Origin of the sequence: Streptomyces humi, from assembly GCF_001005085.2 — a bacterium.
Lineage (GTDB): Bacteria > Actinomycetota > Actinomycetes > Streptomycetales > Streptomycetaceae > Streptomyces > Streptomyces humi.
Map to the genome: position 1 here is coordinate 39,029 of NZ_LBMU02000089.1, position 15,076 is coordinate 54,104.

The following is a 15,076-nucleotide window of genomic DNA, read 5'->3' on the forward strand; positions in this document are numbered from 1 at the left end:
GAGACTGCTGGTGTGACAGCTTCTCCCAGTGCTTCTCCCAGCAACGCACCGGACCCCACGACGGAACAGCCGGGACTGACACCCGAGGCGCGGCGAGCCGTGATCGTCGTACTCGTCGGTGCCGTACTGGCCTTCCTCGACGCGACCATCGTCAACGTCGCCCTCGACTCGCTGTCGTCGGCACTGCACAGCTCCCTGCGGACCATCCAGTGGGTGGTCACCGCCTATCTGCTCGCCCAGGCGGCCGTCCTCCCCATGACGGGATGGGCCGCCCGCAAGGTCGGGGCGCGGCGCCTGTACGTGGCCTCGCTGCTGCTGTTCACCCTGGCCTCGGTGGCCTGCGGCCTGGTCGACAGCGCCTGGGCGCTGATCGCCGCCCGGACCGTCCAGGGCATCGGCGGCGGCATGATGATCCCCGCCGGGCAGATCATCCTGGTCACGGCGGCCGGGCCGCAGGGCCTGGCCCGGGTGATGGGCGCGGTCGGCATCCCGATGGTGCTGACCCCGGTCTTCGGCCCCACCGTCGGCGGCCTGCTGCTCGACCACGCCGGCTGGCAGTGGATCTTCCTGATCAACCTGCCGCTGGGGGTCGCCGGTCTGGCCCTGGCGCTGCGCCTGCTGCCCGCCGACCGGCGGGGCGAGGATCCCGGACCGCTCGACACGGCCGGCCTGGTCCTCGTCTCCCTGGGCATGGTCGGCATCACCTTCGGGCTCTCCCAGGCGGGCGGCGACCACGGGCTCGGCTCGGTGGAGGTGCTCGGCCCGTTCCTGGCGGGCCTGGTGCTGACCGCCGGGTTCGTGCTGCGCGCCCTGCGGGCCCGGCATCCGCTGCTCGACGTCCGGCTCTACCGCGACCGGCTGTTCGGCTCCGCCTCGTTCGTGACCTTCGTCTTCGGCGCGGCCACCTACGGCGGAATGATCCTCATGCCGCTCTACTACCAGGTGGTCCGGCACGAGGACGCCTCCACGACCGGCCTGCTGCTCGCCCCGCAGGGCATCGGCGCCGCCGTCGCCATGGGCCTGTCCAGCCGGCTGTTCGAGAAGATCGGCAGCGTCACCTGTGTGATCGGGGCGGCGGTCAGCGTGGTCGCCAGCGTGCCGTTCGTGCTCATCGGCGCCGACACCTCGTACTGGCTGCTCGGCCTGGCCATGGTGGTACGGGGCCTGGGCATCGGCCTGTCCGTCATGCCGGCCATGACGGCGGCCTTCCAGGCCCTCGACCCCGGTCAGATCAACGACGCGACACCGCAGCTCAACGTGGCGCAGCGGGTCGGCGGGTCGATGGGTACCGCCGTGTTCGTCGTGGTGCTCCAGCAGCACCTGGCCGGCGGGACCACCCCGGCCGACCAGGCGACGGCGTTCGGCACCACCTTCTGGTGGGTCTTCGGCACCGCCGTGCTGGCCGTGCTGCCGACCCTGCTGATGGCGGCCGTCGAGCGCCGCCGCCGGCAGGACACGGGGTCAGCGGGGAACAGCGCACGCACCGCCGTGGACGGCGTCGGCACGGCCTGACGTGCCGCTCACGCGGTGTCCGACGAGGGTGCCGCGGTCCGTTCGGGCCGCGGCGCCGGCTCCGGCCGCTGCGGCCCCGGTACGGCCACGGGCACGCGGGCCCGGGACCAGCGCCGCATCACCGGCATCTCGACCAGGGAGTGCAGCAGCCAGGCGAGCGGCAGACACGCGGCCAGGAACAGCAGGCTGAGCCCCGCCGCCTGCCAGCCGGACAGCCCCGTGCCGAACCCGATCGCCCGGGCGCCGTAACCGAGCACCAGCTGGTGGACCATGTACAGCGCGAAGGACACCTCGCCCAGCCAGACGGCCACCCGGCCGCGCAGCGGCGAGTACCGCCCGTCCAGGTCGGCGACCGCACCGGCCGGGATGAGCAGGGCCAGCGGCACGATGGTGGTGGCGACCGTGCCGTACTGCCCGGGTGCGTACAGCGCGCCGGCGTAACCGGCGAGGAACAGCACCGCCGCCGGCCCGAGCCCGACCGGGAGCCAACGGCCGAGGACCACCAGCCGGGCCAGGAACATCCCGAGCACGAACTCGAAGGCCCGCGCCAGTGGGAAGAAGTACACGAACCACAGCTGGGTGACCGAGTAGTCCATACGCGGTGACAGGTGCGGGCCGCCGTCCAGGAGGACCGCGGAGACCAGCGGCAGGCACCACACGGCGAGCACCGCGCCCACCGCGCCCCACCACAGCGCCCGGACGGAGAGCCGGTTCACCAGCGGCAGCAGGAACGGGAAGGCGGCGTAGAACACCACCTCGCTGCACAGCGACCAGCTGACCTGGTTGATGCCGGTGAGGACGTCGTACCTCGGGATCCAGGACTGCACGAGCAGCAGGTTGGGCACCAGCTGGCCGGCCGTGAACGCGTCGCCGAACCCCAGCATCAGCACGACCGCCGCCAGCGCGGTCACCAGGTGGGTCGGGTAGATCTTGCACAGCCGCCGCCGCCAGAAGGCGCGCGCCGTGGTGCCCGGCCGCGCCGACCAGGTCAGCACGAAGCCGCTGAGCACGAAGAAGAACGACACGCCCGTCGAGCCGGCGGCGCTCCACCAGAAGCCGGGGCCGGTGCCCGAGATCCAGCTCGCGGGCAGCAGGATGAAGAAGGCGTGCGAGAAGAAGACCATTCCGGAGGCGGCGAACCGCATCCCGGTGAGGGTCGGCAGGGCGGGGCGGCGCGAGTGCGCCGCCGTCTCCGCGGAAGCGACGGTGTCCATGCGCGGCCCCCTCAGCCGTTCGGCGGCGTCCAGCCGCTGCGGCGCAGCAGGTCCGCGAAGGTCAGCAGGTCCGGGTGGGCGGCGCGAAGCGCGGGGATGTCGGCCCGGTAGCCGATGTCGTTGAACCACTCGAAGGTCTTCGCCATCCAGACGTCCTTCTTCGCCAGCTCCTCCAGCGGGATGAACTCGTAGCGCGCCGGGCGGCCGGTGTGCGCCGCGAAGGCGGCCGCGATCTCCGGACCGGTCAGCGCCTCACCGGCGACCTCCAGGCTGCGCCCCACGAAGGAGTCCGGGTCGTCGAACGCGTCGGCGACGAAGTGCCCCATGTCCTGGGAGGCGATCACCTGGAGCTTCGTGTGCGGGTAGAGGGCGCGGCGGAACACCAGCGTGCCGTCCGCCGCGGGCTCCGGCGGCAGGTCGAGGAAGTTCTCCATGAAGTAGACCGGGCGCAGGAGGGTGGTGGGCACGCCCGCCGCGCCGATCGCCTGCTCGGCGCGGAGCTTGGTCTCCCGCCAGCCCACCCCGCCCGGCTTCTCCACGCCGCCGACGGAGCTGTGCACGAGGTGCCGGACACCGGCCCGGCCGGCCTCCTCGGCGAACAGCCGGGCGTGCCGCTCCTCGCCGTCCAGGCCGTTGCCGTGGGTCGGGGTGAACACCGTGAACAGGCCGTACGCGCCGGCCAGGGCCGAGCGCACCGCCTCCCGGTCGTCGAACTCGCCGGGCACCAGCACGGCGCCCTTGGCGGCGAGTTCGCGGGCGGCGGGCTTGTCGGGGTCGCGCACGAGCGCGTGCACCGTCCAGCCCCGGTCCAGCAGGTGCCGGGCGGCGCTGCCGCCCTGGCGGCCGGTCGCGCCCAGGACCAGGATCCATCGCTTGTCGTCTGCCGTCATCGCGGTCTCCTCGGATAGCCGGTGCTGCGCCGTGGAACGCCGGTACGTCCCGCGGCTCGCGGCCAGCGTCACCACCGCCGCTCGAATCCGACTCGAGGTGCGGCGCCGGGTGCGAGCCGTCTTCGAGCGCTCTTCGAGACGCCGTCGCGAGCCTTGCCCTCCTGGAACCACCCGGCCCCCCGGGAGACGAATCGCCGAACGCTAAGGAGAAGGCGGCCCATGCCTGAAGGACCCCAGCTCATCAGCCGGCTGGCCCGGCCCCTGCTGGCGGCGAGCTTCGTCGCCGGCGGCTACGGCGTGCTCCGCGAGCCCGGCCCACTGCCCGAACTGGCCCGGCAGCACGGCATTCCGCTGCCGGAGGCCGCCACCCGGGCGACCGCCACCGGCATGGTCGTCGGCGGGCTGGCCCTGGGCAGCGGTGTCGCGCCGGTGCTCGGCGGCGGCGCGCTGATCGCCTGCCTGGTGCCGACGACCCTGACCGTGCACGCCTTCTGGCGCCAGTCGGACCCGGCGCGACGGCGAATGCAGCGCAACGAGTTCTTCAAGAACGTCAGCCTGCTCGGCGGCCTCGCGATAGCCGCCGCGGCCTCGTCCCGGCGCTCCCTGCCGACCGGTGGGGACGGTGCGTGATGCCCGACGCCACACAGAACCGACCGACCCCCGCCCCGGCCACTCCGGTCGCCCCGATCGCCCCGGCCACTCCGGTCGCCCCGGCCGTTCCGGCCACTCCGGCCTCCCCGGTCGCTCCGGTCGCCCCGGTCGCCCTCGTCGGGCGGGCTCGGGATCTGGCGGCGCTGGCGGGCAAGCATGCCGCCGACGCGGATCGGGAGCGGCGGCTCCATCCCGACGTGGTGCGCGCGGTCGCGGAGGCGGGGTTCGGGCGGCACTTCGTGCCGGTCCGCTGGGGCGGCGCCGACGGCACCTTCGCCGACCTGCTGGCCGCGGTCGCCCGCGTCGGCGAGGGCTGCACGTCCGCCGCGTGGGTCGCCGCGCTGGCCGCCACGGTGCCGCGCATGGCCGCCCACCTGCCCCGCCAGGGGCAGGCCGAGGTCTGGTCCGACGGCCCGGACACCCTGCTCGTCGGCGCCCTGATGCCGCTCGGCCGGGCGGAACGGGCGGCCGGCGGCTGGCGGCTGACCGGCACCTGGTCGTACGTCAGCGGCGTCGACTTCTCCGACTGGGCCCTGGTGTGCGCGCGGACGGCGGAGGACGGCGTCGAGGTGCCGCGGTACTTCGCGCTGCCCCGCGAGGCGTACGCGATCCGGGACACCTGGTTCACCGTCGGGATGCGCGGCACCGGCAGCAACACCCTCTCCGTGGACGACGTGTACGTTCCGGACCACCGGGTGTGCACCCGCGCGGCCGTGCTGGACGGTGAGTGCCCGGACGCGCCCGCCGACTGCACCCGGGTGCCGCTGAAAGCGGTGAACGGCCTGTCCTTCGCGGCGCCGGTCCTGGGGGCCGCGAAGGGGCTGCTGGCGGAGTGGACGCGCTGGGCCGCGCCCCGGATCTCGGGAACCGGCGACGGCGATCCCCGGCTCGCGGAGAACGCGCTGCGGCACGGGGTGCTGGCCCGCGCCGCCGGGGAGGTGGACGGCGCCGAGCTGCTGCTGGACCGTACCGCCCGGGCGGCCGACGCGGGGGCGCTCGACCCGCTGCTGACCGCCCGCGGCGGCCGGGACTGCGCGCTCGCCGCGGAGCTGCTGCTGACCGCGGCGGACCGGCTGTTCCGGGCCGCGGGCACGTCCGCGCAGGTCGAGGGGAGCCCGTTCGAACGTGGCTGGCGCGATGTCAGCGCGGCGGTGAGCCACCTGGTGCTGCGCTTCGAACCGGCGGCGACGGCCTACGCCCAGGCGGTACTGACGGCCCATCGGGAGCCCTGAACGGGAGCCCTGAGCAGGAGCTCCGAACGGGAGCCCTGAACGGGAGCCTGAACGGGAGTTCTGAGCAGGAGCCCCGAACGGGAGCCCCGAACGGGAGTTCTGAGCGGGGTACGGCACTGAGCCCGCCCTTCTCACCGGTGATCCGGGAGGAGGGCGGGCCGTGTGGTGTCCGGCCGGGGTCTCTACGACGTGCCGGGGACGGAGCGTGTCACGGTGGCCCGGCGGACCGTGAGGCGTACCCCGGAGCCTTCCGCGAGTTCGCCGAACAGGCCGATGCCCAGGGCGAGCCGGTCGGGCCGGACGCTCTCCTCGGGGCCGTCGGCGGAGCGGGTGAGGTGGGCGGCGCGGGACGGGAGGCGGCGGCCGAGGTCCGGCACGGCGAACACCTCCGTGCCCTCCAGCAGCCACACCGCCGTACCGCGGGCCCGGTCGACGCGTATCGCGCACCGGTGCAGGTGGTCCGGCGAACGCACGGCGACGGGGATCTCGTACGTGAAGGTGCCGTGCGCGGCGCCGGGCCGGCCCAGCCGCTCGTACAGCACCCAGACCCGGTCGTTGGTCAGCAGGAAGTCGAGCACCAGCCCGGAACCCAGGTCCACGCAGAGCATCCCGCCCATCCCGTCCCGGGTGTCGGCGAAACCGGCGGCGGTCGGGCGGTCCGCACCCGTCGCCCCGCCCACCCCGGCCACCGCGGCGGCCGGGGTGGGCGGGGTCCCGGGTACGGGCAGCCGCCCGGCGCCCGTCCGTGCGGCCGCGGCCGGGCCGTGGATCTCGGCGCCCAGCTCCATGCGGGCGGTGAGGAGTCCGGAGTCGGGCAGGGTGAAGCCGGGCGGGGTGGCGGTGCCGGCGAAGGCGGCCCAGCGCAGGTGGCCCGGCGGTGCCGACGGCGGCGGGACGGCGAACCGGGGTTCGCCGGTGGCCGGGTCCGTGCCCGGGGGCGCCACCACCAGGCCCTCCGGGGTGACACGGGCGGTCCCGTCACCGGCGGGCAGCCCGGCCGCGGGGCGGGCCAGCCACCCTGGGGGCAGCCCGTCCGGTCGCCGGCCGGCGTCCGCGAGCCGGAACTCGTCGTCGAACACCGTCTCACCCCGGCCGTCCGCCGGAACTCCCGTACCGCCGGCATGTCGTGCGTACGTCACAGTGCCTCCGACTCCCCACGCCCCTCCCGGGCGCGATCCGTTGACGGGCCCGCTTCCCACCCAGCCACTCACGGCAGCCCCCGGCCGTACTGGCCGCCGACACATGCCCCACACACGGCAGCCCCCGGCCGTACTGGCCACCGGCGCATGCCCCACACACGGCAGGCCCCGGCCGCCTTGGCCGTCGACGCATGCCCCACACGGCAGACCCCAGGCCACCTCAGCCACCGGCGCATGCCCCACACACGGCAGACCCCAGGCGACCTCAGCCACCGGCGCATGCCCCCCCCCACACGGCAGACCCCAGGCCACCTCAGCCACCGGCGCATGCCCCGCACACGGCAGACCCCCGGCCACCTTGGGCGTCGGCGCGCCTACCTCCGTGTTCGGCTCGCCCCAGCGGCGCGGAGCGTCGGCGCGGGCTCTCACACGGCCCGGTCCGGCCGTACCGGCCGTCGGTGTCTGCGTGGCCGGCGGCGGTGTGTCAGGCGCCGACACCCGACACCTTCAGCGCCTCGGCCGCCGCGTGCAGGATGCGCAGGCGGCCCTCCAGGGTCGTCGCCGCCGCCGACACCATGACGCCGAGGGTGGTCACGCCGGCCTCCGCGTACGCCCGCATCCGGTCGGCGAGCCGGGGCACCGGTCCCGCGAGCGAGGTGCGGTCGATGAAGTCCAGCGGCAGCGCGGCCGCCGCACCGGCCCGGTCGCCGTCGGCCAGCCTCCCGAGGAAGACCTCGATCTCCTCGGCGTAGCCCATCTCGCGGGCCAGCGCGCAGTAGAAGTTGTGCGCGGGGTCGCCGATGCCCAGCAGGTAGACGTACTGGCCGCGCAACGCGTCCACCGCGGTGGGCACGTCGTCCGCGACCGACGCCGGCAGGCTGGGCAGTACCTCGAAGCCGGCCAGGTCCCGCCCGGCCCTCTCCCGGCCCGCCCGGATCTCGGTGACGGCCTTGGCGACCGCGTCGGGCGGGGTGAACACCCCGAGCCAGCCGTCCGCGATCTCGCCCGCGAGCCGCAGACTGCGGGGCCCCACCGCCGCCAGGTAGACCGGGATCCCGGGCCGGGCCGGCTCGGTCAGCACATGCAGCGGCGCCCCGTCGCGGCCGTCGGCGGGCAGCCGGAAGTGCCGGCCCCGGTAGGTCACCGGGTCACCGCCGAGCGCCTGCCGGACGATGTCGACGTACTCCCTGGTCCGCTCCAGCGGTCGCCCGAACGGCACCCCGTACCAGCCGTCCGAGACATCGGGGTTGGACACCCCGAGGCCCAGCCGGAACCGGCCGCCGCTCAGCGCGTCCAGGGTGGCCGCGGTGAGCGCGGCCAGTCCCGGCGGGCGCGCCGGTATCTGCATGACGCCGGAGGCCAGGCCGATCCGCTCGGTACGGCCCGCGACCAGGCCCAGCACGCTGGCCGCGTCGGACCGGTAGCCCTCCGGTGCCAGCACGAGCTCGTAGCCCAGGGTCTCGGCGGCGCGGGCCAGTTCGGCCGCGCCCTGGTAGACCAGATTCGCCGCAAGTCGCATCGTCAGCTCCCCCACGTGCTCCTGGATCTGGCGGGACCGGTGCCGGGCCCGCACCTGGTCAGATGAGGTGGGCGCCGCCGTCCACGAGCAGCACCTGCCCGGTCGTGTAGGTGGCGTCGGCCAGGCCCAGCACGGCCTCGGCGACGTCCTCGGGCCGCCCCACCCGGCGCAGCGGGGTGCTCTCCCGCACCTTCCGCGCGATCGGCGCGAAGAAGTCCTTGCCCTGCGTCCAGGGCGTCTCGACCAGCCCGGGGGCGACCGCGTTGACCCGGACCGCGGGCCCGGCCGTGTTCGCCAGCAGCCGGGTCATGTGCTCGATCGCCGCCTTGCTGACGGCGTACGGGATGGAGCTGCCCGCCGGGCGGCTGCCGGCGATCGAGGAGATGTTGACCACCGATCCGCCGCCGGTACGGGCCAGGTGCGGCATCGCGGCGACCGTCGTCTGCCAGGTGCCGATCACGTTGAGGCCGAGGATCTCCCGCCACAGGGCGGGCGTGGCCGCCTCCAGGTCGGCGTGCGGCACGGGCCGCGAGACACCGGCGTTGTTGACCAGGATGTCGAGGCGTCCGTAGTGCGCGACGGCGGCCTCGACGAGGTGCCGGGCCTCGGTCTCGTCCGAGACGTCGGCCCGTACGTAGATCGCGTCGGGCAGGGCGGCGGCGACCTTCTCGCCGGCCTCCACCGAGCGCGCGGAGTTCACGACGACGCGGATCCCCTCGGCGGCGAGGCGGACGGCGACGGCCTCCCCGATGCCGGAGGAGGAACCGGTGACGAGGGCGACCCGGGCGCCGGTCATCAGTAGTTCCCCAGTCCGCCGCAGACGTTGAGCGCCTGGGCCGTCACGGCGGCCGCGTCGTCGCCGACCAGGTACTCGACCATGGCGGCCACCTCGCGGGGCTCCACGTAGCGGCCGAGCGGCACGCGGGCGGTGATGCGGTCGTGGGCCTCCTGCTCGTCCACGCCCCAGATGGCCGCGTAGTGCTCGCGGACCCGTCCGGCCATCGGCGTCTCGACGAAGCCGGGGCAGACCGCGTTGACCGTGATGCCGGTGCGGGCCAGTTCCAGGCCGAGGGCCTTGGTGAAGCCGACCACTCCGTGCTTGGACGCCGAGTAGGGCGCCGCGTGCACGACTCCCTGCTTGCCGCCGGTGGAGGCGATGTTGATGATCCGGCCGCGCCCGCCCGCCAGCATGCCGCCGGCGTTGAGCACTTCCTTGGTCATGAGGAAGACGCTGTTGAGGTTGGTGTTGATCACGTCGAGCCAGAGCTCGTCGGGGATCTCGGCGGTGGCGCCGCCGCCGCTCCGGCCCGCGTTGTTCACGAGGACGTCGACCGGCCCGTACCGTTCGACCGCGGACCGGACGTACGCCCGGATCTGCTCGGGGTCGCTCACGTCGCAGACGGTCCCGTCGACCTCCAGGCCCCGGTCCCGCAACTCCTTGATCACGTGGGTGAGTTCCTCGGAGCGGCGGGCGCAGATGAAGACGCTCGCACCGCCGCCCGCCAGCCGGGTGGTGATCTCCAGGCCGATCCCGCTGGTGGCGCCGGTCACCAACGCCACCGGCCGCCCTGCCTCCGTCATGCTGCCTCCCTGCGCGTCCTCGACGACGGCCGGCCCGCTCCGGGGCCCGCGCGTCCTGCGGACCGAGACTGACCGGCGGGACTAGAGGCGGGGTGGAAGCGGGGTGGAAGCGAGAGGGAGACGGAAGCGGGGTGACAGCGAGACGGCGGCGCGGGACAGCGGCGGGCCGGCGGCGGGACGGAAACGGCCGGACGCCGGGGGGCGGGGCGCCGTACCGTCCTTCAAGCTGCTCTCGAGGCGGGCCGGGCACGGTGGGTGCGGCAGCAGCCGTTCGCACCCGGAGCCCTGGAGGAGCCGATGACCGCCACCCCGGTCCGTACCGACCTGTACTCGCAGGTCCAGCACTTCTACGCGCACCAGATGCAGGCGCTGGACGCCGGCCGGTTCGAGGACTACGCCGCCACCTTCACGGAGGACGGCAGTTTCCAGCACTCCCCGGGTGCCACGCCCGCGCTCACCCGGCCCGGCATCGTCGCCGAACTGGTGGAGTTCCACCGCCGGTTCGAGAACGACCCGGTCCAGCGCCGGCACTGGTTCAACCACATCGCCCTGGAGTGGCAGTCCGACGGCACGATCCGCTCCACCGTCTACGCCCTGGTGGTCACCGTCCGGCCGGGCGGCAAGCCGGAGATCGCGCCGAGCTGCGTGGTGCACGACGTCCTGGTGCCCGGGGAGGACGGCATCCTCACCAGGTCGCGGCTGGTCACGCACGACCAGATGTTCTGAACGCCGGCCGCGGCGCGGGAACGGCGAGGGCCGGGAGTTCCGGGAGCACCGGCTCCCGGCCCCGGCCCCGGCGGTCCGGCGGTCCGGCGCCCCGGCGGTCAGCCGGCCAGGCGGCCCGGTCGTTCCCAGTCGCCCGTCTCCAGCGCGGGGTCGCCGCTCAGCACCGCCTGGTGCAGGCGCTGCAACCGGGAGGACGGTTCCACGCCGAGTTCCTCGATCAGGGTCTCGCGCAGCCGGCGGAAGGCGTAGAGCGCCCGCCAGCCGCTGCCGGACCGGTACAGCGCGATCATCAGCAGGGCGCACAGGTTCTCGTTCATGGGATGGCGGGCCACCAGGGTCCGCAGCTCCGCGAGGAGCGGGGCGTGCCGGCCGAGCCGCAGGTCGGCCTCGATCCTGCGCTCCAGCGCCTGGGTGCGGCTCTCCTCGATGCCGAGGAGTTCCATCTCCAGCACCCGCCCCACCGGGACGTCGGCGAGCGCGGGACCCTTCCAGCAGGCCAGCGCCCGGGTCAGCGCGACGGACGCGGTACGCGCGTCGCCCGCCTCCAGGGCGGCCCCGCCGCGGGCCGCGAGCCGCTCGAACTCCCGCAGGTCGAAGGTCTCCAGGGGAGCCGCCAGTTGGTACCCGCCGAGCGAGGTCACCAGGACGTCCTTGGCGGACCGGCCGGAGCCGGGCGGCAGCGTCCGGGTGATCTTGCGGCGGAGTTGCAGGATGTAGGTCTGCAAGGTGGTCACCGCGCTGCGCGGGATGTCGTCCCCCCAGACCTCCTCCATCAGTGCGGGCACCGGCACGAAGTGCCCGGCACGCAGCGTCAGCAGGGCCAGGATCTGCCTGGGCTTGCCGGCGCTCGGCACGATCGACAGGTCGCGTTCACGGACCGAGAACTGTCCTAACACCTCGATGTCCACCGAGAGATTCCCCCATTCGCGTCGGGTGCTCATGTCGTGTTCGGTCGTGCGCCGAGCTTGTCACCCAGTGCCGCACGGGGCCCAGTGCGCACGTCACGACTCCGCCGTGAACGTCTCACCCGGCACGTGAGTTCTTCACTAACGACCGCTCACCAGTGGGTTCTGGCATGCCGTCAGCATCAGGCGGGCGGGTTGCCGTGTTTGCGGGCGGGCAGGTCCGCGTGCTTGGTGTGCAGCATCGCCAGGGCGCGGGTGAGCACCTCGCGGGTCTCGGCCGGGTCGACGACGTCGTCGACCAGACCCCGTTCGGCCGCGTAGTACGGGTGCATCAGCTCGGCCCTGTACTCCTTGACCAGGCGGGCGCGTACGGCGTCCGGGTCGTCGGCGGCGGCGATCTCGCGGCGGAAGATGACGTTGGCCGCGCCCTCGGCACCCATCACCGCGATCTCGTTCGTCGGCCACGCGTACGCCAGGTCCGCCCCGGTGGAGCGGCTGTCCATCACGATGTAGGCGCCGCCGTAGGCCTTGCGCAGCACCAGGGAGATCCGCGGCACGGTGGCGTTGCAGTACGCGTACAGCAGCTTCGCCCCGTGCCGGATGATCCCGCCGTGCTCCTGGTCGACGCCCGGCAGGAACCCGGGCACGTCCAGCAGGGTGAGCAGCGGGATGTTGAAGGCGTCGCACATCTGCACGAACCGGGCCGCCTTCTCGGACGCCTCGATGTCGAGCACCCCGGCCAGCACCTGCGGCTGGTTGGCGACGATGCCGACGACCCGCCCGTCCAGCCGGGCGAGCGCGCAGACGATGTTGCGCGCCCAGCGCTCGTGGACCTCCAGGTACTCGCCGTCGTCGACGATCTCCTCGATCACCCGGGTCACGTCGTACGGCCGGTTGCCGTCCGCGGGCACCAGGTCGAGAAGTTCCTCGCAGCGCCGGTCGGCGGGATCGGCGGTGCGGCCGGCCGGCGGGTGCTCGCGGTTGTTCTGCGGCAGCAGGGACAGCAGGTAACGGACCTCTTCGAGGCAGGTGTACTCGTCGTCGTAGGCGAAGTGGCAGACGCCGGAGGTCCCGGCGTGCACGTCCGCGCCGCCCAGGGCGTTCTGGCCGACCCGCTCCCCCGTCACCGCCTGGATGACGTCCGGGCCGGTGATGAACATCTGCGAGGTGTCGCGGACCATGAACACGAAGTCCGTCAGCGCCGGGGAGTACGCGGCTCCGCCGGCGCAGGGCCCCAGCATGACGCTGATCTGCGGGATGACACCGGAGGCCCTGGTGTTGCGCTGGAAGATGCCGCCGTATCCGGCGAGCGCCGTCACGCCCTCCTGGATGCGGGCGCCCGCGCCGTCGTTCAGGGAGACCAGCGGGGCGCCGGCCGCCAGGGCCATGTCCATGATCTTGTGGATCTTGGTGGCGTGCGCCTCGCCGAGCGCGCCGCCGAACATGCGGAAGTCGTGCGCGTACACGAACACCGGCCGGCCGTGCACCGTCCCCCAGCCGGTCACCACGCCGTCCGTGTAGGGCCTCTTGGCCTCCATGCCGAAGCCCGCCGCCCGGTGCCGGCGCAGCGCTTCCACCTCCGTGAACGACCCTTCGTCCAGCAGCAGTTCGATGCGTTCGCGGGCGGTCAGCTTGCCCTTGGCGTGCTGCGCCTCGGTCGCCTCCGCACCCGGGCCCTGCCGTGCCCGGTCCCGGATGGTGCGCAGTTCCGCCACGAGCCGCCGCTGCGGCGACACGGCCGGTGTCTTCTCCTGGGCGGTGGTCCTCTCCTGGGCGGTGGTCTTCCCCTGGACGGTGGTCCTCTCCTGGGCGGTGGTCATCGGATGCCTCCTCGTCGGCGCCCGGACGGGGTGTCCGTCCGGCACCGCACTCTCCGGTGACCGCCTCGACGCCCGGTCGAAGGCGGGTGGACCGGGACCGTTCTCCAGGGGCGGTCCAGCGGAGTTCCAGCCGCGGCCGCGAGCGTGGCCGGCGTAGCGACCCGCCGACGTGAGGTGAGACGGCATGGCCGTGGAAGTGACGCGCTTTCAAGAACTGTTCGGCTCGTTCCCTACGATGGTGTCGGTCGTCACGGCGATGGACGCGGACGGCCGCCCGCGCGGCCTGACCTGCAACGCGGTCTCGGCCGTGTCGGCCCGGCCACCGCTGCTGCTGGTCTGCGTGGACAAGCGGTCGCAGACCCTGGACGCCCTGCTGACGTCGGGTTCGTTCGTGGTGAACGTGCTGGCCGACGGCGGGCAGGAGGCGGCCCGGGTCTGCGCGGGCCGCTCGGAGCGGAAGTTCGCCGGGCTGCGGTGGATGCCGTCGGCCGTCGCGGGCGGCGCCCCGGTGCTCGTCGACGCCGTGCTGGCGTACGCCGAGTGCGTGGTGGTGCAGACCGTGGAGGCGGGCGACCACTGGATCTTCATCGGCCGGGTGGAGGGGGCCGAGGTGCTGCCGCGGTCGCCCGTGCTCTACCACCAGGGGCGGTTCGAGGTGTGGACGCCTCAGGCCCGGCAGGTCGGCAGCCGGCCGTGAAACTCGATCATCTCGGCGAACAGCTCCCCGATGTCGAGCGGCGCCCCGGGGGCCGCGCCCTGCTCCTCCGCGTAGGCGCGGCGCAGGTTCGGCAGTAGCCGTTCGGAGTCGCGCAGCCCGGCGAACTCGCCCAGGTCGCAGGCGCGGGCGACCTGCATGGGGGTGAGCCGTTCGGCCAGGCCGTGCCGTGCCGTCGCCCGGACCCACCGCAGGTAGCTCTCGGTGGCGTCGAACACCTCGGGGCCCGCGACCGGGCCGTGGCCCGGCACCACGGTACGGGCGCCCAGCGAGCGCAGCCGGTCGAGCACGGCGAGGGAGCCGCTGACCGATCCCATCGCGCAGAACGGTGTGACGCCCGACATGACGATGTCCCCGGTGAACAGCACCTTCTGCGCGGGCAGCCAGACGACCGAGTCGTCCGTCGTGTGCGCCGGGCCCGGGTGCAGCACCTCGACCCGCACGTCACCCACGTGCAGGGTCACCCCGTCGCGGTAGGTGAGGGCCGGGGGCGCCAGTTCGAGGGCGCCCCAGCGCACGTCGGGCCACAGGCCGGTGAGGTGCAGTCCGGCCGCCATCGCCTCGCTGCGGGTCCGTTCGTGGCCGACGACCAGCGCTTCGGGGAAGACGAAGTTGCCGAAGGTGTGGTCGCCGTGGAAGTGGGTGTTGACCAGGACGCCGGGGGGTGCCGCCGTCACCCCGCGCACGGCCTCCCGCAGGCGGCGGGCCCGGGTCTCGGTCGCGGCGGTGTCGACGAGCGCCGCCCGGCCACCGGAGACGACGAGACCGGCGTTGTTCAGGCACCAGCCGCCGTCCGGCTGGACATAGGCGAAGACGCCGTCCGCCACCTCCTCCAGCCACGCGTCGTCCGGGGCCGCGCGGTCCTGCTGCCGTTCGCCGGCCGCCGCTCCGGTGGTCTTCGTCCGCGGTGTCGTCGTTCGCGGTGTCGTCGTTCGCGGTGTCGTCACAGGGTTCTCCCGAGGGCTGCCGCGGTCGTCGCGGGTCCGGTTGGGATACGACCCTTGCCGCAGCGGGTCGAGTACGACTCGAACCCGGGACACCGCCGACGGGCCCCCGGCACCCGGTGTCGTGATCCCAACACGCGCTTTCCTGCGCCGAGTTGCACGTCGGTCCGGCGGCGGGCCCTATTGTGCCGCCCGACGGATGCCACGGACACTGAGTGACAACGGGAG

14 protein-coding genes are annotated in these 15,076 nt (G+C 74.0%); 5 read left to right on the top strand and 9 right to left on the bottom strand.

From position 1 onward, the window contains the following. The first annotated feature begins 12 nt into the window (after positions 1 to 12). Positions 13 to 1,512: a DHA2 family efflux MFS transporter permease subunit gene (locus AAW13_RS35505; RefSeq protein WP_052768780.1), complete on the top strand. Its 1,500-nt coding sequence runs from the start codon at positions 13 to 15 to the stop codon at positions 1,510 to 1,512. A gap of 8 nt (positions 1,513 to 1,520) precedes the next feature. On the opposite strand, the gene AAW13_RS35510 is transcribed toward AAW13_RS35505, so the two are convergent. Beyond that, a complete protein-coding gene (locus AAW13_RS35510; protein WP_046734700.1) occupies positions 1,521 to 2,726 on the bottom strand; it encodes an acyltransferase family protein in 1,206 nt (401 codons plus the stop codon). 11 nt (positions 2,727 to 2,737) lie between these two features. Further along, positions 2,738 to 3,616 carry an NmrA/HSCARG family protein gene (locus AAW13_RS35515; protein WP_046734699.1) on the bottom strand — a complete coding sequence of 293 codons (879 nt, stop codon included), beginning with the start codon at positions 3,614 to 3,616 and terminating at the stop codon, positions 2,738 to 2,740. A gap of 219 nt (positions 3,617 to 3,835) precedes the next feature. Between AAW13_RS35515 and AAW13_RS35520 the strand changes: the two genes are divergently transcribed. Together AAW13_RS35520 and AAW13_RS35525 are read left to right on the top strand one after the other, a co-directional pair. Further along, complete coding sequence (locus tag AAW13_RS35520) at positions 3,836 to 4,246, top strand: DoxX family protein (RefSeq protein WP_046734698.1); 411 nt, start codon at positions 3,836 to 3,838, stop codon at positions 4,244 to 4,246. Further along, positions 4,246 to 5,499 carry a flavin-dependent monooxygenase gene (locus AAW13_RS35525; RefSeq protein ID WP_079179093.1) on the top strand — a complete coding sequence of 418 codons (1,254 nt, stop codon included), beginning with the start codon at positions 4,246 to 4,248 and terminating at the stop codon, positions 5,497 to 5,499. Before AAW13_RS35520 ends, AAW13_RS35525 begins: the two co-directional genes overlap by 1 nt. A 182-nt stretch (positions 5,500 to 5,681) precedes the next feature. On the opposite strand, the gene AAW13_RS35530 is transcribed toward AAW13_RS35525, so the two are convergent. The 4 genes from AAW13_RS35530 to fabG form a co-directional block, all read right to left on the bottom strand. Beyond that, entirely contained in the window at positions 5,682 to 6,638 is a 957-nt protein-coding gene (locus AAW13_RS35530; RefSeq protein WP_143145067.1) for a DUF6081 family protein, read from the bottom strand. A 484-nt stretch (positions 6,639 to 7,122) separates the two neighbouring features. Beyond that, the gene (locus AAW13_RS35535) at positions 7,123 to 8,157 is read right to left on the bottom strand and encodes an LLM class flavin-dependent oxidoreductase (RefSeq protein WP_046734701.1); all 1,035 of its coding nucleotides are present in this window, start codon (positions 8,155 to 8,157) and stop codon (positions 7,123 to 7,125) included. A 58-nt stretch (positions 8,158 to 8,215) separates the two neighbouring features. Beyond that, the gene (locus AAW13_RS35540) at positions 8,216 to 8,953 is read right to left on the bottom strand and encodes an SDR family NAD(P)-dependent oxidoreductase (RefSeq protein ID WP_046734697.1); all 738 of its coding nucleotides are present in this window, start codon (positions 8,951 to 8,953) and stop codon (positions 8,216 to 8,218) included. After that, complete coding sequence (fabG, locus tag AAW13_RS35545; RefSeq protein WP_071659787.1) at positions 8,953 to 9,738, bottom strand: 3-oxoacyl-ACP reductase FabG; 786 nt, start codon at positions 9,736 to 9,738, stop codon at positions 8,953 to 8,955. The genes AAW13_RS35540 and fabG overlap by 1 nt, the downstream gene beginning before the upstream one ends. A 297-nt stretch (positions 9,739 to 10,035) precedes the next feature. Here fabG and AAW13_RS35550 point away from each other — a divergent pair, with 297 nt between their 5' ends. Next, positions 10,036 to 10,464, top strand: a complete 429-nt coding sequence (locus AAW13_RS35550) for a nuclear transport factor 2 family protein (RefSeq protein ID WP_046732229.1) — start codon at positions 10,036 to 10,038, stop codon at positions 10,462 to 10,464. 98 nt (positions 10,465 to 10,562) lie between these two features. Here AAW13_RS35550 and AAW13_RS35555 read toward each other — a convergent pair whose 3' ends face one another. Next, positions 10,563 to 11,372, bottom strand: coding sequence for an AfsR/SARP family transcriptional regulator (locus AAW13_RS35555; protein ID WP_046732230.1), 810 nt, complete (start codon positions 11,370 to 11,372; stop codon positions 10,563 to 10,565). Positions 11,373 to 11,551: 179 nt separating this feature from the next. Then, complete coding sequence (locus AAW13_RS35560; RefSeq protein WP_240528831.1) at positions 11,552 to 13,084, bottom strand: acyl-CoA carboxylase subunit beta; 1,533 nt, start codon at positions 13,082 to 13,084, stop codon at positions 11,552 to 11,554. A 289-nt stretch (positions 13,085 to 13,373) separates the two neighbouring features. Here AAW13_RS35560 and AAW13_RS35565 point away from each other — a divergent pair, with 289 nt between their 5' ends. Further along, positions 13,374 to 13,886, top strand: coding sequence for a flavin reductase family protein (locus AAW13_RS35565; RefSeq protein ID WP_046732231.1), 513 nt, complete (start codon positions 13,374 to 13,376; stop codon positions 13,884 to 13,886). Here the strand turns inward: AAW13_RS35565 and AAW13_RS35570 are convergent. After that, entirely contained in the window at positions 13,856 to 14,851 is a 996-nt protein-coding gene (locus tag AAW13_RS35570) for an MBL fold metallo-hydrolase (RefSeq protein ID WP_420855508.1), read from the bottom strand. The two genes, AAW13_RS35565 and AAW13_RS35570, sit on opposite strands and share 31 nt — an antisense overlap. Positions 14,852 to 15,076 lie beyond the last annotated feature (225 nt).

Coding starts and splice junctions, on each gene's coding strand:
- AAW13_RS35510 (WP_046734700.1), bottom strand. CDS start 2,726: ATGGACACCGTCGCTTCCGCGGAGACGGCGGCGCACTCGCGCCGCCCC.
- fabG (WP_071659787.1), bottom strand. CDS start 9,738: ATGACGGAGGCAGGGCGGCCGGTGGCGTTGGTGACCGGCGCCACCAGC.
- AAW13_RS35535 (WP_046734701.1), bottom strand. CDS start 8,157: ATGCGACTTGCGGCGAATCTGGTCTACCAGGGCGCGGCCGAACTGGCC.
- AAW13_RS35540 (WP_046734697.1), bottom strand. CDS start 8,953: ATGACCGGCGCCCGGGTCGCCCTCGTCACCGGTTCCTCCTCCGGCATC.
- AAW13_RS35565 (WP_046732231.1), top strand. CDS start 13,374: ATGGCCGTGGAAGTGACGCGCTTTCAAGAACTGTTCGGCTCGTTCCCT.
- AAW13_RS35515 (WP_046734699.1), bottom strand. CDS start 3,616: ATGACGGCAGACGACAAGCGATGGATCCTGGTCCTGGGCGCGACCGGC.
- AAW13_RS35520 (WP_046734698.1), top strand. CDS start 3,836: ATGCCTGAAGGACCCCAGCTCATCAGCCGGCTGGCCCGGCCCCTGCTG.
- AAW13_RS35550 (WP_046732229.1), top strand. CDS start 10,036: ATGACCGCCACCCCGGTCCGTACCGACCTGTACTCGCAGGTCCAGCAC.
- AAW13_RS35525 (WP_079179093.1), top strand. CDS start 4,246: ATGCCCGACGCCACACAGAACCGACCGACCCCCGCCCCGGCCACTCCG.